The sequence below is a fragment of the Mesorhizobium sp. YR577 genome (genome assembly GCF_900116595.1).
Classification (GTDB): domain Bacteria; phylum Pseudomonadota; class Alphaproteobacteria; order Rhizobiales; family Rhizobiaceae; genus Mesorhizobium_M.
On record NZ_FPBI01000011.1, the window covers coordinates 81,085 to 101,975 of the forward strand.

A 20,891-nucleotide genomic window follows, 5' to 3' on the forward strand; every position below is an offset into this window, starting at 1 on the left:
AAGCGCCGGGCAAAACCCGGCGCTTTGTTTTTCGAGTTCGGCGTTGCCGTCAGTGGGTCTGGAAGCGCGCCACCGTCAGGAACTTGACCGCCTTGCCGGAGAAGCGGTTGGCGTCGGCCAGCTGGTTCTCGGCCTGGAAACCGGCGGTGTAGACTTCACGCGGCGCGGTCCGCACGATGTTGTAGGCGAAGGAAGGTGCGCGCGTTCCGGCCGAAGCCTTGGTCACATAGTCGTTGTGCAGCACCCAGCGCGCGGCCTGCGGCTGGGCCGCGACCACGACCGGCTTGCGATCAGGCTTCGAATCCTGGGCGCTGGCGCGTGCCGCCTTGCGTGTCGTCTTGGCACCGGTATCGACCGCTGCGGCTGCCGAGGCGGTGGGGCGTTCGGTGACCGTTTCGCGCAAGGCCGCGGCATTGTTGAGTGCTGCGACGCGCGCATGGCTGGCCTTGAGCTCCGCATCGACGGCAGCGGCGTTGGCGGCTGCATCGGCATTGGCAGGCTCGGGCAGTGTCGGCCGCGCTTCGGGCAGCGCTGCCACGATCATATCGCGATCGGCCGTTTCCGGGCGATTTCCCGGCAGCGGCACGGGCGAAGCGTCGGCCATCGTCCGGTTCTTGCCCTCGGGCTCGGCCAGTGCCAGCAGGATCGCTTGCTGCTGGGCGGGCGTCGCCAGTTCGGACGGCGGCGTGTAGTCGGGACGGCGCGTCGGCAACGGAATGTTGAGCGCAACCTCCTGCTCCGGAGCAGCCGGCGCCTCAGGCAATGGCGCACTCGCCATGCCGAACGGAACCTGTTCCGGTGCCTGGGCAGCGGCAACTGCCGGAGCAACCTCGGCTTGCGGGCGCGGCGCCAATGCCGGCAGCGGCACGTTGCGCGCCGGCAGGGCAGCTATGATGGTCTCGGGCGTCTGTTCCACCGGCTTCGGCGTATCCGCCACCGGAATATCGGCGCGCTGGGCCTCGTCCGGAGACAATATCTGGATGCCGGGCAAAGGTGCTGCCTTAACCGCTGGGGCCTGTGCTGCCGGAGCCTGCCTGACGGCGGCCTTCGGAGCGGGTGCGGCAGAAGCTACGACCGGGCTGCTGTCTTCGTCGTCGTCGGCTCCACCGCCGCCGCCGAAGAAGGCTGCAAGAAGCCCGCCGGAGCGCTTGCTGCTGCTGCTGTTGTTGCTGGCCAGGGCGATAGCCAGATCGCCCCTGCCCTTGCGGGCCTCATAGGCAGCGACCGCCTGCTCGAAGCCCGGCAACGGTTTGCCGTCGCTCGGCACATGCAGTGTCTTGCCGTTCGGGAAGACTGCGACCAGTTCCTTGCGGCTCATGCGCGGCCAATGGCGCACATTGCCGACATCGAAATGGACGAAGGGCGAGCCGGACGTCGGATAGTAGCCGACACCACCGGCCTGCATCTTCAGGCCGATCTCGCGCAGCGTCTTGAGCCGCACATCGGGGAGATAAAAATCCATCGCCTTGCCGAGCATGTGCTGGCTCTTGTTGGCGACACCCTTGCTGCGGCCGCGCAGCATGGAATTGGTGGCCGGCGAACGATAGGCCGAAACGACGTGGATGTAGTCGCGCGATCCGGAGGCCTTGTAAGCCTCCCAGACCAGGTCGAGAAGCCGCGGGTCCATCTTGGTCGGTTCGTTGCGGCGCCAATCGCGCAGGAACCGGTTGATCTGCTGCAGGCCGGACTGATCGTAGCGGCCATTCCGCTTGAACGTGATCTCTGCCTTCTCCTTGGTATGGATGAAGTAGAGCTTCAGCGTCCGTGTCTCGGCACTTGCCGCGGATGCTGCCAGAGTGAGGAAACCGAAGGCGACCATCAATACCGCCAGCAAACCTTGCCAGCCGGTCGTTTTGAAGAATCGCCGGGTTGTGAATCGCTCGATGCTAATCAAATCAAAAGGCCTTACAGACTGCCGTTTGTCCCCGGATTTGAATTTCCGGACGTGGAAAGTTACGTCCGAATATCGATCCTAATGGTTAATCACTGCTTATTGAAGTCGAAATGCGGTGACACCGTGGCATTATCCCGGCAAAAATTAAGCGCGGGAGTTCTTGGTAAACCGGGGGTTTATCGTCTGGGCCTTGCGTGGCGCTGGTTAAGAATTGGGTCAGGACACCAGGCGCTCGGCCCGACCAGTTTCCGGGTCGATACCATATTCTTTGAGCTTCCTGTACAAGGTCGAGCGTCCGATGCCAAGCCGGCGGGCAACCTCGCTCATCTGGCCGTTGTAGTGATCGATGGCCAGCTTGATCATCTCCAGTTCGACCTCCGCAAGCGACCGGACATTGCCTCGGTCGTCGAGAGCTTTCAGGATGCCGAAATGCGTCTCAGGTGCGATTGCCGGCGGCGCGATGTGCATGCGCTCGACGTCGGATCGCGCCAGCGCAGGTTCAGCATCATCGCTGAGCGCCTCGTCGGAGGCTACATCCTCAAGCCTGATGACCCCTTCGACCTGCGCCCTGATCTGCGGAAATTCTTCCTCGGTCAGCACGTCACCTTCGCACAGCACGGACGCCCGAAATACCGCATTTTCCAATTGGCGGATGTTGCCGGGCCAGTCATAGGCCTGAAGCATCGACAAGGCCCGCGACGAGATATCCACGACACGGCCGCGCCCATCCGACGGCGGCACTTTCGCCATGAAATGCCGAACGAGATGCGGAATATCGTCTCGGCGCTCGCGCAGCGGCGGCACGTAGATGGGATAGACATTCAGCCGGTAGAAAAGGTCTTCGCGGAACTTTCCGTCCTTGACCTGCTGCAGAAGATTGCGGTGCGTCGCCGAAATCAGTCGGATATCGACCTTGACGGTCGCCCGCCCGCCGACTGGATCGACTTCACCATCCTGCACTGCGCGCAGCAGCTTGACCTGCACGTCGAGCGGCAGGTCACCGATCTCGTCGAGAAACAGCGTGCCCGTATGAGCTTCTACAAACTTGCCCGTATGCTTCTCGGTCGCGCCGGTGAAGGAGCCCTTCTCGTGGCCGAAGAGAATGCTCTCGACCAGATTGTCAGGGATCGCGCCGCAATTGACGGTGACAAACGGCTTCGACCGGCGCGCGCTCGAACCCTGTATGGCGCGGGCGACGAGTTCCTTGCCGACGCCCGATTCGCCCTCGATCAGGATAGGAATGCTGGAAGCGGCAGCCTTCTGCCCGAGCCGGATCACCCGCTCCATCGCCTGGCTTCTGGTGATCATGTCCTTGAAGGTCAGCGTGCCGCCACCGCGGATCGAACGCTTCGCCTCGCTGCTCAGCGTCTCGATCTTCAAGGCATTGGTGATCGCCGTCTTCAACCGCTCCGGAGAGGCCGGCTTGACCACGAAATCGAACGCGCCGTGACGCATTGCCGAGACAACGGTCTCGATGCCGCCCTGGGCTGTCTGGACGATGACAGGAAGCGTGATGCCACGCTCGCGCATGGCCGTGAGCACGCCGATGCCATCGATGCCGGGCATCGCCAGATCGAGGATGACGACCGAGACGTCACCGCCTTCAAGCAGCCTGAGCGCCGCTTCGCCGCCATCTGCCAGCACGGATTCATAGCCGAACTTCGTGACTGCGGCTTCCAGAAGGCGCCGTTGCACGGGATCGTCGTCGACTATGAGAACGCAAGCTGCCATGAATAATTCGGAGAATCGCACTAGAGATTGATTGCTGTCTGGATCAGACTGGCACAGGGTTCTAAATAAGGTTTCAAAAAAGCCGGTGAACGAAAGCTTTAAGAAAAGTCCGGCCTTCTCCTCGTCTGAAATCGGAAGGTAATTCTATGCGCATGGTTTCGGGGCGGAACGCCGCTCCACTGACCTCCGGCCACGCAGCCGGTGATCTTGGCGATCTTCCCGAATGGGATCTGACCGACCTCTATGCGGCCATGGATGCGCCGGAACTGAAACGCGACCTCGAAAAGGCGGCGAAAGACGCAATCGCCTTCGAGACCCGTTGGAAGGGAACGCTGGCGATTGAAGCCCAGAAGGGCGCCAGCGGCCGGCTCGGCGAAGCGCTCCGCACCTACGAGGCGATCGAGGAACTGATCGGCCGCATCGCCTCCTATGCAGGGCTGATCTATGCCGGAAACACTGCCGATCCGCAGCGCGCCAAGCTCTATGGCGACATCCAGGAGAAGATGACGGACGCCAGCGCTCATCTGCTGTTTTTCGCGCTGGAGCTTAATCTGGTCGAGGATGAGCATGTTCTTGCCGCACTCGATGCCGACCCGGCTTTCGGCCACTACCGACCTTGGGTGCTCGACCTGAGAAAAGACAAGCCCTTCCAGCTGGAAGACCGGATCGAGCAGCTTTTCCACGAGAAGTCGATCACCGGGCGCGGCGCCTGGAACCGTCTGTTCGATGAAACGATGACCGATCTGCGCTTCGACATCGACGGCGAAGAGCTGACGCTGGAGCCAACCCTGAACCGGCTTCAGGATGTCGATGGCGAGGTGCGGCGCAAGGCGTCGGAAGCCTTGGCCGCAACCTTCAAGGAAAACCTGCGCACCTTCACGCTGATCACCAACACGCTTGCCAAGGACAAGGAAATCTCGGACCGCTGGCGCGGCTTCGAGGACATTGCAGATAGCCGCCACCTCGCCAACCGCGTCGAGCGCAGCGTCGTGGATGCGCTGGCTTCCGCCGTTCGCGACGCCTATCCGCGCCTGTCGCACCGCTATTATGCGATGAAGGCGCGCTGGCTCGGCATGGACGTGATGAACCACTGGGACCGCAACGCGCCGCTGCCCGAGACACCGCAGGCGACAATCGGATGGGACGAAGCGAAAGACACGGTACTGTCGGCCTACCAGCGGTTTTCGCCGGATATGGCGCAGATCGCGCGCACCTTCTTCGACCGCCGCTGGATCGACGCGCCGGTGCGGCCGGGCAAGGCGCCGGGCGCCTTCGCGCATCCGACAGTGCCGTCGGCTCACCCTTATGTTCTGCTCAACTATATGGGCAAGCCGCGCGACGTGATGACGCTGGCCCACGAGCTCGGCCACGGCGTGCATCAGGTGCTTGCCGGCGCGCAGGGCGCGCTGATGGCCTCAACGCCGCTAACGCTTGCCGAGACTGCCTCGGTTTTCGGCGAGATGCTGACCTTCCGCTCACTGCTCGACAAGACCACCGAGCGGCGCGAGCGCAAGGCCATGCTCGCCCAGAAGGTCGAGGACATGATCAACACGGTCGTGCGCCAGATCGCCTTCTACGAGTTCGAGCGCAAGGTGCACACCGAACGCCGCAACGGCGAACTGACGTCCGACAAGCTGGGTCAGTTCTGGCTGGAAGTGCAGGCCGAAAGCCTGGGACCGGCGATCAGGCTGCGCGAAGGCTACGAAACCTTCTGGACCTATATCCCGCACTTCATCCATTCGCCCTTCTACGTCTATGCCTATGCCTTCGGCGACTGCCTGGTGAATTCGCTCTACGCGGTCTACCAGAACGCCGAACGGGGATTTCAGGAGAAGTATTTCGACATGCTGCGCGCCGGCGGCACCAAGCACCACTCCGAGCTGCTGAGACCGTTCGGCCTCGACGCCTCCGACCCGGCCTTCTGGCAGATCGGCCTTGCCGTCATCGGCGACCTGATCGACGAGCTGGAAACGCTCGATTGAGCCGGGCAGATTTGGAATTCACCGGTTAAGCACGATGCCAGCATCCCCGTTCGTCCTGTTCCGCGACGATCCAGCCGGCCACGAACTCCTGTTCGACCGGCCGCACAAGATTATTGTCGCCGACACGCCGGAGAGCTTCTTCCCGGCACTTGAGGCAGCACAGGCGGCCCATGATGCCGGCAAATGGCTTGCCGGCTATTTTTCCTACGAGGCCGGCTATCTGCTGGAGCCCAAGCTGCGGCCGATCCTGCCCGAGGGACGCCGCGCGCCGCTGATCTGCCTTGGCGTCTTCGACGGTCCATCGGAAAGCGATCTGCCCGGCTTTCGTCAGCCGGTGACCAACGGCCCGATCTTCGATGCCCGCGCGACCTGGTCGTTCGAGGACTACGAGAAGCGTTTTTCGCGGCTGCACCAGCATCTTCGGCAGGGCGACTGCTATCAGGGCAACCTGACTTTCCCGATCCACGCCTCATGGTCGGGCGACCCGCTTGCCGCCTTCAACGCACTGACCGAGCGCCAGCCGGTGAAATATGGCGCGCTGGTTTCGCTTGGCGATCCGATCATTCTGTCGCGCTCGCCGGAGCTTTTCTTCCAGATCGATAGCGAAGGCTGGATCGAGACGCATCCCATGAAGGGGACGGCGCCCCGCGGTGCGACCCCGGAAGAGGACGAGGCGCAGCGCCACTTCCTGCGCAACGACCCGAAGAACCAGGCGGAAAACCGCATGATCGTCGATCTGCTGCGCAACGACATCTCGCTGATCAGCGAAGTCGGCACGCTCGACGTGCCGGAGCTTTTCAAGATCGAGACCTACCCGACGCTGCACACCATGGTCAGCCGGGTGCGCGCAAAGCTCCTGCCCGACCTGTCGATCGCGCGGATATTTGCCGCCCTCTTCCCATGCGGCTCGATCACCGGTGCGCCCAAAATCAGGGCGATGGAAATCCTGCACGATCTGGAAGGCACGGCCCGCGACGCCTATTGCGGCGCCATCGGCTGGATCGCGCCCGGCGGCACGATGCGCTTTTCCGTCTCCATCCGCACCATCTCGCTCTATCCCGAGGGCGAGGCCGTCTACAATGTCGGCGGCGGCATCGTCTTCGATTCGACGGCTGAAGAGGAATATGAGGAATGTCTTCTGAAGGCCCGCTTCGCGACGGGAACCCGCCCGACTTCGAACTGATCGAGACACTGCGCTGGGAGCCGGCGCAAGGTTTCGTCCGGCTTGAGCGGCATCTGGCGCGGCTTGAAGCGTCGGCGCGTAATCTCGGTTTCAAGTTTGAACAGGCTGTGGTGGAGCGCGAACTCTCGAACAACGCAAGTGGAAGCGCACCGCTCCGCATTCGCCTGACGATCGACCCGGCAGGCAAAGCCAAAGTCACCACACAGCCTTTCGCGCCGCTCCCGGCCGACACCATCTGGAAGGTTGCCATCGCCAAAGCGCGGCTGGCTTCAAACGATCAGCTGTTGCGCCACAAGACGACGAAACGCGCGGCCTATGAGGCAGCGAGATCGGAATTTCCGGCAGATGCGGCCAACGAAGTCATCCTGCTGAACGAGCGAGACGAGGCCTGCGAGGGAACCATCACCACGCTGTTCGTCGATACCGGCGACGGTGTGCTGCGGACGCCGGCGCTCCGTTGCGGCTTGCTGGCCGGTGTTCTGCGCGCCGAATTGCTGGAAACTGGAAAGGCCATCGAAGCCGTTCTCACAACTGACGATCTATACAAGGCAAAAACCCTCTTCGTCGGCAATTCGCTACGGGGCCTCATCCGGGCACGGCTGGCCTAGCAGAGCTTTCTTGTGCCCAGCTTCAGGAACGGCATAGTGCCGCTGAACGACGATCCGGACGATGCCTTGAACGAAACGCTCACCCACACGCCCTATGACGGCTCCTCGCAGCCCTTCACGATCGGCCTGAAGCCGCTCGACCCGCATGAATGGATCGAGATCGATGGCGATCTCGAAAACTATCTGGCCGAGAAGGATCGGCTTTACGGGGCGCTGCTCGAAAAAGTCTTCGTCGCGGAAGCCGATACCGGCGAAGCGCAGCGCGAAATCCTCGATGCTCTCGTGGCATATTTGCCGGAGCGTTTTCCAGAGACCTATCGGCGTATCGGCGACGCCATCGAGATACCCGCGCTTGGACGGCGCATCGCGTTGAACGCGGCGGAAACACCTCCGCTGCGCACCGCGTCACTGCTCGTTCCCGAAGACCTCATCCTGATGCGCAAGGGCGACAACGGCTGGCGGCTCGCCGCAGGATCGCTATGCTTTCCCTCGTCATGGTCGCTCACGGAAAAATTCGGCAAGCCGCTGCATGATATCCACGAGCCGGTGCCCGGCTTCGGACCGGGCACACGGCCCGCCGAACTGATCGAGCGCATGTTCGACAGGCTGCAGGGGCAGGCCGTCGAGCGCTTCAACTGGTCGCTGCAGGCCGGCGACGCGCTCTATCATCCCATCTCGCAACGGCAGCGCATCGACCGCGCCACCATGCAGCCTTCGAAGTTTTCCGAGGACGAGATCGCCGCGCAGGCTTTCATCCGCGTCGAACGCCAGACGTTGCGCAAACTGCCGAAATCGCAGGATATTCTCTTCACCATCCGCATCTACCTGAACCCGCTTTCGATGCTGGGCAAACATCCTGAGAGAGCAACGCTTGCCGCATCATTCGCCGGCCAGTTGGCCGGTCTCGACCAGGCCCAGCTCGACTACAAGGGGCTGAGCGCCGACCGCGATCGGCTGGTCGCGGTGTTGAGCCAGATGGCCGGCGCCTCCTAACCCTGTTGGCGGAATCTTCTTTATTGTGACGCCGATCTGTGATCTGGCACTCTGGCGACCGTCCGAAATACCTTCCGGAGGCGCGAAACAAGGAGCGTTTTGAAGAATGGCGAAAGAAAAATGGCCCGTTTACGGTGAGATCACAGGCCCGGTGGTGATGATCGGATTTGGCTCGATCGGCCGCGGAACGCTCCCTCTCATCGAGCGCCATTTCAAATTCGACAAGTCGCGCATGACGGTCATCGACCCGCGCGACACCGACCGCAAGCTGCTCGATGAGCGCGGCATCACCTTCCTGCACGAAGCTGTGACCAAGGAGAACTACAAGGACCTCCTGACCCCGCTGCTGACCGAGGGCGAAGGCCGCGGCTTCTGCATCAATCTCTCCGTCGACACCTCGTCGGTCGAGCTCATGCGTCTCTGCCGCAAGCTCGGCGTTCTCTACATCGACACGGTCATCGAGCCGTGGCTCGGCTTCTATTTCGACGACAAGGCCGACAACGCCTCGCGCACCAACTACGCCCTGCGTGAATCGCTGCTGGCCGAAAAGCGCAAGCATCCGGGTGGCCCGACCGCCGTTTCCACCTGTGGCGCCAATCCGGGCATGGTCTCGTGGTTCGTCAAACAGGCGCTGGTCAACCTCGCCACCGATCTTGGCCTCGAATTCGCCACGCCGGCGCAGGACGACCGCGACGGTTGGGCCCGGCTGATGAAGAAGACCGGCGTCAAGGGCGTTCACATCGCCGAGCGCGATACCCAGCGGGCAAAGACTCCCAAGCCGTTCAATACTTTCTGGAATACATGGTCCGTGGAAGGCTTCATTTCCGAGGGCCTCCAGCCGGCAGAACTCGGCTGGGGCACCCACGAAAAATGGACGCCTAAAAATGCCAGGAAGCATAAGAAGGGCTCAAAGGCGGGGATCTTCCTGGAGCAGCCCGGCGCCAACACCCGCGTGCGCACCTGGTGCCCGACCCCGGGCCCCCAATATGGCCTGCTGGTGACGCACAACGAAGCCATTTCGATCAGCGACTTCTTCACCGTGCACGACAAGAAGGGTAAGGTCTCCTATCGCCCGACCTGCCACTACGCCTATCATCCCTGCAACGACGCCCTGCTTTCGCTGGACGAGATGTTCGGCGCCGCCGGCAAGGCGCAGCCGGTGCAGCATGTTCTGGACGAGAACGAGCTGGTCGACGGCTCGGACGAGCTCGGCGTACTGCTCTACGGTCACGACAAGAACGCCTACTGGTTCGGCTCGCAGCTGACTCTGGAGCAGGCACGCAAGCTCGCGCCCTACCAGAACGCGACCGGCCTGCAGGTGAGCTCTTCCGTACTGGCCGGCATGGTCTGGGCGCTCGAAAACCCCGAAGCCGGCATCGTCGAAGCCGACGAGATGGACTTCGCACGTTGCCTTGAAGTGCAGTCGCCCTATCTGGGCCCGGTGAAGGGCTACTACACCGACTGGACGCCTCTAGAGGGCCGTCCAGGCCTGTTTGCCGAAGACATCGACACCAAGGACCCGTGGCAGTTCCGTAACATACTGGTACGTTAACTCTCATTCATAAGTCTCTGGTACCCCCAAGCCCTTGCAATCGCCCGGAAATCGGGTGATTGCTTGATTGCGGACCGAGGAAGGAATTTTATCATGACGATTGCGCGCAAACTGTTTTCGGCGGCAGCCATTGCCGCAACTGCCGCCATTCTGGCCGGCTGCGTCAGCTCCGGGCCGGGTGGCGGGCCTCTCGCCGCGACTCCCCAGGGCGTCGAAGGCGAATGGATGAGCACGGATGGCGTTGCCGTCTCGCGCTTTGCCGGTGGCGTATTCCAGACCAACGCGCTCGATACGGGCAACAAGCTGGCTGAAGGCAGCTATCGCATGGCTGATAACCGCAATGTGGAAATCACCATGCGCTCGCTGATCCGCCAGACCACCAGCAACGTCAATTGCTCGATGGTCGCTGCAAACCAGCTCAATTGCACCAGCTCCGGCGGCCAGCAGTTCGTGCTGACACGGCGGCCGGCGGTCGGCTGAACCAGCGTTTCTGAGGACGGGTTTTGATCGCGGTCATCGGCATAGTGCTGCTGGCCGCGATTGTTTTCGTGCCGCAGTTCTGGGTGCGGTCGATCATCGCCCATCACGGCAAGGACCGGCCCGATTTTCCCGGCACAGGCGGTGAGCTTGCCCGTCACCTGCTCGATGAGTTCGACCTCGGTCACGTCAAGGTGGAGACGACCGAACTCGGCGATCATTATGATTCCGAGGCGAAGGCCGTCAGGCTGCTGCCTGCGCACCACGACGGACGGTCTGTTTCCGCGGTCGCAATCGCAGCACACGAAGTTTCTCACGCCTTGCAGGACGGTCGCGGCGAGAAGATGCTGGCGCTGCGCCACAGGCTGGCCGTTCTGGCGATAACCACCGACAAGATTGCTTCGGTCATCCTGATCGGCGCGCCCATTCTTGCAGCAGTGTTCCGCACCCCGGCGGCTTTCCTGGCCTGTCTCGGGCTTGGCGTCGGCATGCTGGCGATCCGCGCTGTCGTGCATCTTGTCACGCTGCCGGTCGAATTCGATGCGAGCTTCGGAAAGGCTCTGCCCATTCTGCAGCGCGGACGCTATCTCAGCGATAAAGATATGCCCGCAGCGCGCCACGTCCTGCGCGCCGCAGCCTTCACCTATCTTGCCGGTGCGCTGATATCGCTGTTCAACCTTGCGCGTTGGATCAGAGTCTTGCGATAGTCCCGCCGCAACGCGGAGGGAGAACGCGATGACTGCTTTTTTCGATACGGCCGAAACCCAGGCCCCGGCCCATCGCGAAAAGGCATTGTTCGAGGCGCTGCCCCGCTTTCTCAAGACTGCCGTGAAAGCCGCACCCGGCCTTGCCCGATGGTTGGACGGGGTCGACCTTTCGGCCATCACCAGCAGGCAGGCGATGACTGCCTTGCCGGTTCTGAGAAAAGCCGAGCTGATGGAATTTCAAATGGCCGAGCCACCTTTCGGTGGCTTTGCCGATCCCGCCGCACTCGCCGGCAGCCGCGTTTTCCTGTCACCGGGTCCACTATGGGAGCCGCAGGGCCTGAAGGTCGATCAAGGCGCTGCGGCGCGTGCCTTCTTCGCCGCCGGCATTCGTCCTGGCGATATCGTCCATAATGCCTTCGCCTATCACATGACGCCCGGCGGCTTCATCCTCGACGAGGGCGCCCGCGCGCTCGGCTGCACGGTTTTTCCAGCAGGAACCGGCAACACTGACATGCAGGTGGAGGCAGCCGCCAGCCTGAAGCCAACAGTCTATTGCGGCACCCCGGATTTCCTGAAGGTCATGCTCGATAGGGCAGCCGAGGCCGGAAAGGATCTTTCGTGCTTCCGGCGTGGACTGGTGTCGGGCGGAGCGCTTTTTCCCTCGCTGCGAGCGGAATATCGCGAGCGCGGGATAGACGTTCTACAATGCTACGCCACAGCCGAATTCGGCGTCATCGCCTATGAAAGTGCTGCGGAAGATGGAACGCCTCTCCCCGGCATGATCGTCAACGAGCATGTCATCATCGAGATCGTGCGCCCTGGCACCGGCGACCCTCTACCCGACGGTGAGGTCGGTGAGGTCGTGGTGACCGGCTTCAATCCCGCCTACCCGCTGGTTCGTCTTGGCACTGGCGATCTCTCCACGATCCTGCCGGGCGCTTCGCCATGTGGCCGAACCAATGCCCGGATCAAGGGGTGGATGGGCCGCGCCGACCAGCGCACCAAGATCAAGGGCATGTTCGTCGACCCCAAGCAGGTCGCAGACATCGTCAGGCGTCATCCCGAGATTGCCAAAGCGCGTCTGGTCGTCGGGCGTGACGGCGAGCGCGACACGATGGTGCTGCATGTCGAGCCGGCAAATGGCCGGACAGCGGAGAAGAATGCGCTCGAAGCCTCGCTTCGCGACGTGACCAAGCTTGGCGGCGACGTGCAGATCGCCATGCCGGGCTCCCTGCCGAACGACGGCAAGATAATTGCTGACGAACGCGACTACGCGAAATAATCGGCAGACCGTCGACTAGGGCTGGATTCCTCTTGCATCCGCCAAACCGCAATGTGAACATGCCCGCGAGCCGTGTAAAAAAACGGTCAAGGACTGGCGTTAAACGCCTCCGGACAGGATCACTCGGGAGACACCAAATGAAGAAGCTCGTCGCTGCCGCAGCGCTCTCCGCATCGGCATTCGCCCTCTCGACCGGGGCATCCTTTGCCGACTACACACTGAATATCCTGCATTTCAACGATTGGCACAGCCGTATCGAAGGCAACAACAAATACGAGTCGACCTGCTCGGCAGAGGAAGAGACCAAGGGCGAATGCATAGGCGGCGCGGGGCGGCTCATCACGGCCATCGCCCAGGAGCGCAAGAAGCTGGACGGCCAGAACGTCCTGCTGCTCAATGCCGGCGACAGCTTCCAGGGCTCACTGTTCTACATCACCTACAAGGGTGCGGCGGAAGAAGAATTCCTCAACCAGATGAAGCTGGACGCCGTTACCCTCGGCAACCATGAATTCGACGACGGCGAGAGCGCGCTTGTACCTTTTCTCGACAAGGCTCAGTTTCCGGTAATCAGCGCCAATGTCGTGCCGAACGACAAATCCGGCGCTGCCGGCAAGTTTAAGCCGTCGATGGTCGTCGAAGTCGGCGGCCAGAAGATCGGCCTCATCGGCGGCATCACCAACGATACGCCGGATCTGGCTTCGCCCGGCCCGAACATTGCCATCGAGGACGACGTCAAGGCGATCACTGCCGAGGTCGAGAAACTGAAGGCTGAGGGCGTCAACAAGATCATCGCCATCACCCATATCGGCTACAAGCGCGAGCGCGATGTCATCGCCAAGATTCCGGGCATCGACGTCGTTGTCGGCGGCCACAGCCACTCGCTGCTGTCCAATACCGACCCCAAGGCCGAAGGCCCTTATCCGACGATGGTCGACAATCCGGACGGCCACAAGGTGGCGGTGGTGCAGGCGGCTTCCTATTCGAAATATCTTGGCGAGTTCAAGGTGGTGTTCGATGACGACGGCAACATCAAGGAAGCCAATGGCGACCCGATCTTCCTCGACAAATCGATCACGCCCGACCCGGCAGTGCTTGCCCGCATCAAGGAACTCGGCGCTCCGATCGAGGAGTTGAAAGCCAAGGAGGTGGGCGAGACGGCAGCTGCTATCGACGGAAGCCGCGAAACCTGCCGCGCCCAGGAATGCGCGATGGGCAATCTCGTCTCGGATGCGGTGCTGGACAGGGTCAAAGGCCAGGGCGTCGAGATCGTCATAACCAATGGCGGCGGCCTGCGTGCCTCGATCGACGGCGGCAAGGTCACGATGGGCGAGGTTCTCAACGTATTGCCGTTCCAGAACACCATCGCAACCTTCCAGATTGCCGGCAAGGATCTCAAAGCCGCGCTTGAGAACGGCGTCAGCCAGATCGACGACGGCGCCGGACGCTTCGCGCAGGTAGCAGGGCTGAAATACTCCTTCGACAGGTCGGGTGCCCCCAATGAGGGACGCATCAAGTCGGTCGAGGTCATGGAGAACGGCGCCTGGGCGCCGATCAACCCGGACAAGGAGTACACGGTCGCCACCAACAACTATGTGCGCCAGGGCGGCGACGGCTACAAGGTGTTCGCCGAGAAGGCCAAGAACGCCTATGACTACGGTCCGGGACTGGAACAGGTGGTTGCGGACTATCTCGGCGCCCATCAGCCCTACACGCCGAAGATTGAAGGCCGCATCACCGAAATTGCACAGGCTGCAGCACCGGCCGATGCGACCAAGCCGGCGGAAACCACCACGGCACCGGCTGCTGGTACCACTGCACCGGCAACAGGCGCCGCGCCTGCCGCCAGTGGCGACGTGAAGCTGCCCGACATGCCGGCCGCCTCTGGCGACATCGCCAATCAGGCACCGAAGGTCGAAGGCGGCACGACGGCGCCGGCAGCAGGCACCGCGGCCGCATCTGCAACAACCACTGCGCCCGCAGCCGGAACTGCCACGGCGGCATCACCTGACAGCCACGTCATCGTCGCCGGCGACACCTATTGGGACATTGCCCAGAAGGTCTATGGCGACGGCTTCAAGTGGAAGCGCATCGCTGAGGCCAACTCGAAATACACGCCAAAGCATCTGCCCGTCGGTGCGACACTGGCGATCCCCGCCGCGAACTGATTTCGCGGTACACGTCTTACGAAAGGCCCGCTCGGTTCGCCGGCGGGCCTTTTTTGCATTAGCGGCCCCGAATTGCCTGCGGCCAGACGTTGCATTGAATTCCTGGCATCTGCCGCTAGTTTCCGGCCTGCGCGGGAGAAACACCGAATGAACCAGAAAAACGCGACTACACGAGCCGAGAACACCGCAACGGGCCATGCCCCTGCAGGCCATCCCGCCATCAAGCCGCCGAAGATCGGCGTCATCCTTCTCAACCTCGGCACGCCTGACGGCACCGAGTTCGGGCCGATGTGGCGCTATCTGCGCGAGTTCCTCTCCGACCCGCGTGTCATCGAACTGCCGAAGCCTATCTGGTATCCCATTCTCTACGGGCTGGTGCTGACGACGCGGCCGAAAAAATCAGGCGCGAACTACAAGAAGATATGGAACACCGAACGCAACGAATCGCCCCTGCGCACCTATACGCGCGCACAAAGCGAAAGGCTCTCCGAGGCCCTCACCGATCTGCCTACCGTGGTCGTCGACTGGGCGATGCGCTACGGCAATCCCTCTACCGAAAGCGTCGCCAAGCGCCTCGTCGAGCAAGGCTGCACCCGCATCCTGACCTTCCCGCTTTATCCGCAATATTCGGCGACCACGACCGCCACCGCCAACGACAAGCTGTTTCGCGCGCTGATGAAGATGCGCAACCAGCCGGCGATCCGCAGCGTTCCGGCTTACTATGACGAGCCGGTCTATATCGACGCGCTGGCGAACTCGATCACCCGCCATCTTGCGACGCTGGACTTCGAGCCGGAGGTGATTCTCGCTTCCTATCACGGCATCCCGAAGCCTTACTTCGAGAAGGGCGACCCCTACCACTGCCATTGCGTGAAGACGACGCGGCTGCTGCGCGAACGCCTGGGATGGGATGAGAAGAAGCTCATCAACACCTTTCAGTCGCGTTTCGGCGCGCAGGAATGGCTGCAGCCCTACACCGACAAGACCGTAGAGAGGCTGGCACGTGAAGGCGTAAAGTCGATCGCCGTCGTCAATCCCGGCTTTTCCGTCGACTGCATCGAGACGCTGGAGGAGATCGCGGTCGAGGCTTCGGAAATCTTCCACCATGCCGGCGGCAAGAACTTCGCGCATATCCCCTGCCTCAACGACAGCCCCGACGGCATGGCGGTAATTGAAGCGCTGGTGCGGCGCGAATTGTCCGGCTGGGTGTGACAATGGGAACTCCCCGGTCGGAGCGGCGTTGACGACCGCCCCTTCCGGAGAAAACCTTTCCATGAACCGCAAGCTTGACTTGAGAACCGGCCGCCCCGTCTGGTTCGCCTACCGCTCGCCCGCGGTTCCGACGCAAAAGCTGACCCGAGATGTGAAAACCGATGTCCTGATCGTCGGCATGGGCATCAGCGGGGCAATGATTGCGCAGGCCGTTGCCGCAAGCGGACGTTCCGTCGTCTGCGTTGACCGACGCGGTCCGCTCGAAGGTTCGACATCGGCCACGACAGCGCTTGTCCAATTCGAGGTCGATCAGCCGCTTACGACGCTTGTCTCCAAGATCGGCAAGGCAAAGGCCGAGCAGGCATGGCGGCGATCGAAACTCGCAGTGGCCAACCTTGGCGCACGCATCGAAGAACTTGCCATAAAGTGCAGCCCCTCGCCAAAGCCTTCGCTTTATCTCGCCGGCAATGTGCTTGGCCCGACAGCGCTTCGCGAGGAAGCTCAAGCCAGGCGCGCTGCCGGCATCCACTCAACCTATCTCACCAAGGCCGCACTTCAGAATGCGTTCAGCATCGACCGCGACGGCGCCATTCTAAGCCGTGACAATCTCGCGCTCGATCCGAGAAAACTCGCGGCCGGGCTTTTTCTCAGCGCGCTCGAGGCAAAGGCTCGATACTACGCGCCCGTCGAAATAGCAGGCATGGAGACCTCCCGCGAAAATGTCGTCGCAGCGTCGACGCAGGGCCCGACGATCACGGCGAAACATGTCGTTCTGGCAACGGGTTACGAACTGACCGATATCGTGCCGGCGGTCAGGCACCAGATCATCTCGACATGGGCAATCGCGACGAAACCGCAGAAGAATTCGCTCTGGCGCGATCAGGCCTTCGTCTGGGAAGCGTCTGACCCCTATCTTTACATGCGCGCGACATCTGACGGCCGCGTCATTTGCGGCGGCGAAGACGAGGAGTTTTCTGATGAGGATAGCCGAGACCAGTTGATCGGCGCCAAATCGGCACGGATCGCAACCAAATTGAAGGCCCTGTTCCCGCAGCTGGACACGGAACCGGCATCTTCCTGGGCCGGTTCTTTCGGCACCACGAGCACCGGCCTTCCCTATATTGGAGCCATACCGCAGCACCCACGGATATTTGCCGTGATGGGCTATGGCGGCAACGGCATAACCTACTCGCAGATAGCCTCCGAAATCATCGTCTCGGCGCTTGAAGGCGCAAGCGATACCGACGCATCGCTTTTCGCTTTCGATCATTGATGCGGCGCCTGCCGAAACAATCAACCATCACGCGATTGTAACCGTGAGGAAACACCCTTAAGTGTTTTCGTGAAGGCAGGACCGCATCCACGCGGTCATGCCGCATGCCGAATCTGAGGGAGAGCTGCATGCCGTTCACCGGTCTCGACGTCCTGATCCCGATCCTGGTTATCCTTGTCCTTCTCTTCCTGTTTACGGGAATCAAGACGGTGCCGCAGGGATATAATTACACCGTCGAGCGGTTCGGCCGTTACACCAAGACGCTCTCGCCGGGCCTCAATCTCATCATCCCCTTCATCGATCGCATCGGCGCCAAGATGAACATGATGGAGCAGGTTCTGGATGTGCCGACGCAGGAGATCATCACCCGCGACAACGCCATCGTCGCCGTGGACGGCATCGCCTTCTATCAGGTGCTGAACGCACCCCAGGCCGCCTATCAGGTGTCCGGCCTGCAGAACGCCATCCTCAATCTGACCATGACGAACATTCGTACCGTCATGGGCTCGATGGACCTCGACGAGCTCCTGTCGAACCGCGACGCGATCAACGAACGCCTGCTGCGGGTGGTCGATGAGGCAGCCCACCCATGGGGCATCAAGCTCACCCGCGTCGAAATCAAGGACATCAACCCGCCGGCCAATCTCGTCGAATCGATGGGCCGCCAGATGATGGCCGAGCGCAACAAGCGCGCGCAGATTCTCGCTGCCGAAGGCCTGAAGCAGTCGCAGATCCTGGAAGCCGAGGGCCGCAGGGAAGCCGCCTTCCGCGACGCCGAGGCGCGCGAACGTTCGGCCGAGGCCGAGGCGCGTGCAACACAGGTCGTGTCGGAAGCCATCGCCAAGGGCGACGTGCAGGCAATCAACTATTTCGTGGCGCAGAAATACACCGAAGCGCTGGCCAAGATCGGTTCTTCCAGCAACAACAAGATCGTGCTGATGCCCTTCGAGGCATCGTCGTTGATCGGTTCACTCGGCGGCATTGGCGCGATCGCCCAGGAAGTATTCCGGCCGGAAGGCACGGCGGGCGCCCAGCGCCAGTCATCGCGGCCGCCGGTGACGCGCACACCGGACAAGAACTGATACCGGCGCGGGGCAACGAACATGCTTGAACGCATTTTCTCTGAACTGGGCCCATGGAACTGGATGGTGCTGGGCTTTGCCCTGCTCGCGCTGGAGATCGTCGTTCCCGGCGTCTTCCTGCTGTGGATCGGCATCGCCGCATTAATCGTCGGCGCGATCTCCCTGCTGATCTGGGATGCCGGCATCTGGGTCTGGCAGGCCCAGGTCATCGTCTTTCTGCTTTTGTCGCTGGTTTCAGCCTATCTCGGCAATCGGATCATGTCCGGCCGCAACAGCCAGAGTGACCAGCCATTGCTAAACCGGCGCAGCGAACAGATGATAGGCCGCACGGCGACACTCACGGAACCGATCACCGAAGGCCGTGGCCGCATCCAGCTTGGTGACACCATGTGGCGCGTTTCCGGGCCAGACCTTCCTGTCGGCGCGCGCGTGCGGGTTACGGCCGTGGAAGACTCCGAGCTGGTCGTCGAAGTCGCCTGACATCGGCTGAGGCATCCTCGAGTTCCAGCCGTTTCCCCTGCGTCATCACGCAAATCATGACCGTCACGGTCTTTTTTACCATTTGTAATCAACTTCTGCGTACTTTACGGGTGGTGAAGTAAGACCTTAGGTTGTCCGACTTCACGCGAAAGTTGTCGGACGGGGGTCCCTCTCTATGAGCGTCATTTCGTGCATCGCCACGGAGCATAACCTGTGGCTGGTCATTCTGGCTGCACTGATATGCGTGAGCGGCAGCTGGGTCACCTTTGGACTGTTTCGACGGGCGGGCGAACGGCAGGGCCTGCAGAAGAGCGGCTGGATATTCCTCACGGCCGTGGCTGCCGGCTCTTCGGTCTGGTGCACACATTTCATTGCGATGCTCGCCTATCAGGCGGAAGCCCCGGTCACCTTCGACCCGATGCTGACGATGGCCTCGCTTCTCATTGCGATTGCCGGCTGTGCCTACGGCTTTACGGTCGCTCTGATTCGGACGCAGCGCTTCGCGCCGGAACTGGGCGGCGCAGCCATCGGGCTTGCAGTTTCAGCAATGCATTACACCGGCATGATGGCGTATCGTGTCGACGGCATCGTCGAATGGAACGCCGATTACGTCGTGACGTCGATCGCTATCGCTGCAATCCTTTCAGCGCTGGCGATTGGTCAGGCTGTCCGTCGGTCCTTCCAGATTTCCGCCCATCATCTTTCCCTCGGCCTGTTTGTTCTCGCCGTCGTCGGCCTGCATTTCACCGGAATGACGGCTGTCTCGGTCACACCGATGCTGACCGGAGCCGCCGGCACCGACCCTGACGTGCTTGAGGCGATGGCCATTGCAGTCGCAGGCGTTGGCTTCATCATCGCCGGCACGGGAATCGCGAGCTACCTGATCGACGCGCGCTCCAGCTTGGAAACGTTCCAGCGGCTCCAGCATCTGGCGCATAACGATTCGCTGACCGGCCTGCCGAACCGCGTGAGCTTTGGAAGCTACCTCGAAAACGAGCTGGAACGTGCCCAGGAAGACTCCGTCAAGGTGGCCGTTCTCGGGATTGACCTCGACCGCTTCAAGGAAATCAACGATCTTCGCGGCCACAGCGCGGGCGACCATGCATTGAAAACCATCGCTCGCAGGCTTTCCCGGCTTTTGAAGGACGGCGAATTCATAGCCCGCGTCGGCGGGGACGAGTTCGCGGCGGTCAAACGCTTCAGCGAACCGAACGATCTTCTGGATTTCGTATCGCGGTTGGAAACCACCTTGTTCCGGCCGATTCGCATCGACGATTTCGAGACCTCGACCGGCGCCAGCATCGGGGTCGCGATCTATCCTGAAGACGGCGACAACCAGGGCCGACTGATAAGCAACGCCGACCTTGCAATGTACCGGGCGAAGGCCGAGGTCACGCGGGCGGTATGCTTCTACGAATCGAAGATGGACGAAGCCTCGCGCGCACGCCGGGCGCTGGCCCAGGATTTGCGCCGCGCCATCGAACTCGACCAGCTTGAACCCTATTACCAGGTTCAGACCTCGGTCCTGACGGGCGATGTTCGCGGCTATGAGGTGCTCCTGCGCTGGAACCACCCAGAACTTGGCTCGGTCCCGCCGTCGGAGTTCATCCCGATCGCCGAGGAAAACGGCCTTATTCTCGCGATCGGCGAATGGGTGCTGCGCACGGCATGCCGGCAAGCCGTTTCATGGCACACGCCCTACAAGATCGCGGTAAATCTATCGCCGGTACAGTTCGCCCACGCCGACCTCTCAAAGCTTGTCCATGAGATCCTGATCGAAACCGGCCTCTCGCCGAACAGACTGGAACTCGAGATCACGGAATCCACCATTATCGCCGACAAGACCCGCACGCTTCATATCTTGCGCCAGATCAGGGCGCTCGGCGTGACGATCGCGCTCGACGATTTCGGAACGGGCTATTCATCGCTCGATACCTTGCGATCCTTCCCGTTCGACAAGATCAAGCTGGACCGCTCCTTCATGAGCGAAGTGGAGCAAAGCCCGCAGGCGAAGGCGATCGTACGTGCGGTGCTGACGCTCGGCAAAAGCCTCGATATTCCGGTGCTGGCCGAAGGCGTGGAAACTGACGATCAGCTTTCCATTCTTCGGATTGAACAATGCGACGAGGCACAGGGCTTTTTCCTCGGCCGCCCCAAGCCGTTGAACCAGATATTCCGGCATGGTCCGGCAGGTGCAAACGATGCTGAGGAACCCTCCTCTGGCCGCCTGCCACCGGCGCGAATCGGGCGCCGGCTGACCGCGTAGCGTC

General features: G+C 61.8%; 16 protein-coding genes. 14 read left to right on the plus strand and 2 right to left on the minus strand.

The window, feature by feature from the left end:
• Positions 1-49: 49 nt before the first annotated feature.
• Both BM413_RS17370 and BM413_RS17375 read right to left on the minus strand, forming a co-directional pair.
• On the minus strand, positions 50-1,819 hold the full coding sequence (locus BM413_RS17370; RefSeq protein ID WP_091915269.1) for a peptidoglycan L,D-endopeptidase MepK: 1,770 nt from the start codon (positions 1,817-1,819) through the stop codon (positions 50-52).
• A 291-nt stretch (positions 1,820-2,110) separates the two neighbouring features.
• Positions 2,111-3,625 (minus strand): sigma-54-dependent transcriptional regulator, encoded by a 1,515-nt coding sequence (locus tag BM413_RS17375; RefSeq protein ID WP_091915271.1) that lies wholly within the window; start codon positions 3,623-3,625, stop codon positions 2,111-2,113.
• A gap of 146 nt (positions 3,626-3,771) precedes the next feature.
• Between BM413_RS17375 and BM413_RS17380 the strand changes: the two genes are divergently transcribed.
• From BM413_RS17380 to BM413_RS17445, 14 genes are all read left to right on the plus strand, one after another.
• Complete coding sequence (locus BM413_RS17380; RefSeq protein ID WP_175544349.1) at positions 3,772-5,607, plus strand: M3 family oligoendopeptidase; 1,836 nt, start codon at positions 3,772-3,774, stop codon at positions 5,605-5,607.
• Between the two features lie 34 nt (positions 5,608-5,641).
• A complete protein-coding gene (locus BM413_RS17385; protein ID WP_091915272.1) occupies positions 5,642-6,790 on the plus strand; it encodes an aminodeoxychorismate synthase component I in 1,149 nt (382 codons plus the stop codon).
• The gene (locus tag BM413_RS17390) at positions 6,739-7,398 is read left to right on the plus strand and encodes an aminotransferase class IV family protein (protein WP_091915547.1); all 660 of its coding nucleotides are present in this window, start codon (positions 6,739-6,741) and stop codon (positions 7,396-7,398) included. Before BM413_RS17385 ends, BM413_RS17390 begins: the two co-directional genes overlap by 52 nt.
• Positions 7,399-7,434: 36 nt before the next feature.
• Positions 7,435-8,391, plus strand: coding sequence for a heme-dependent oxidative N-demethylase family protein (locus BM413_RS17395; protein ID WP_244537903.1), 957 nt, complete (start codon positions 7,435-7,437; stop codon positions 8,389-8,391).
• A gap of 106 nt (positions 8,392-8,497) precedes the next feature.
• On the plus strand, positions 8,498-9,943 hold the full coding sequence (locus BM413_RS17400; protein WP_091915274.1) for a homospermidine synthase: 1,446 nt from the start codon (positions 8,498-8,500) through the stop codon (positions 9,941-9,943).
• A gap of 93 nt (positions 9,944-10,036) precedes the next feature.
• On the plus strand, positions 10,037-10,423 hold the full coding sequence (locus BM413_RS17405) for an outer membrane lipoprotein Omp10 (RefSeq protein ID WP_091915276.1): 387 nt from the start codon (positions 10,037-10,039) through the stop codon (positions 10,421-10,423).
• 23 nt (positions 10,424-10,446) lie between these two features.
• Entirely contained in the window at positions 10,447-11,127 is a 681-nt protein-coding gene (locus BM413_RS17410) for a zinc metallopeptidase (RefSeq protein WP_348272908.1), read from the plus strand.
• 28 nt (positions 11,128-11,155) lie between these two features.
• Positions 11,156-12,409: a phenylacetate--CoA ligase family protein gene (locus tag BM413_RS17415; protein ID WP_091915278.1), complete on the plus strand. Its 1,254-nt coding sequence runs from the start codon at positions 11,156-11,158 to the stop codon at positions 12,407-12,409.
• 137 nt (positions 12,410-12,546) lie between these two features.
• Positions 12,547-14,574 carry a bifunctional metallophosphatase/5'-nucleotidase gene (locus BM413_RS17420; protein ID WP_091915280.1) on the plus strand — a complete coding sequence of 676 codons (2,028 nt, stop codon included), beginning with the start codon at positions 12,547-12,549 and terminating at the stop codon, positions 14,572-14,574.
• A gap of 147 nt (positions 14,575-14,721) precedes the next feature.
• Positions 14,722-15,786 carry a ferrochelatase gene (gene hemH / locus BM413_RS17425; protein WP_091915282.1) on the plus strand — a complete coding sequence of 355 codons (1,065 nt, stop codon included), beginning with the start codon at positions 14,722-14,724 and terminating at the stop codon, positions 15,784-15,786.
• A gap of 61 nt (positions 15,787-15,847) precedes the next feature.
• Positions 15,848-17,059: an NAD(P)/FAD-dependent oxidoreductase gene (locus tag BM413_RS17430; protein ID WP_091915284.1), complete on the plus strand. Its 1,212-nt coding sequence runs from the start codon at positions 15,848-15,850 to the stop codon at positions 17,057-17,059.
• Positions 17,060-17,187: 128 nt separating this feature from the next.
• Positions 17,188-18,141 carry an SPFH domain-containing protein gene (locus BM413_RS17435; RefSeq protein ID WP_091915286.1) on the plus strand — a complete coding sequence of 318 codons (954 nt, stop codon included), beginning with the start codon at positions 17,188-17,190 and terminating at the stop codon, positions 18,139-18,141.
• Positions 18,142-18,162: 21 nt separating this feature from the next.
• On the plus strand, positions 18,163-18,621 hold the full coding sequence (locus BM413_RS17440; protein WP_091915288.1) for an NfeD family protein: 459 nt from the start codon (positions 18,163-18,165) through the stop codon (positions 18,619-18,621).
• 175 nt (positions 18,622-18,796) lie between these two features.
• The gene (locus BM413_RS17445) at positions 18,797-20,887 is read left to right on the plus strand and encodes a putative bifunctional diguanylate cyclase/phosphodiesterase (RefSeq protein WP_091915290.1); all 2,091 of its coding nucleotides are present in this window, start codon (positions 18,797-18,799) and stop codon (positions 20,885-20,887) included.
• Positions 20,888-20,891: the final 4 nt, after the last annotated feature.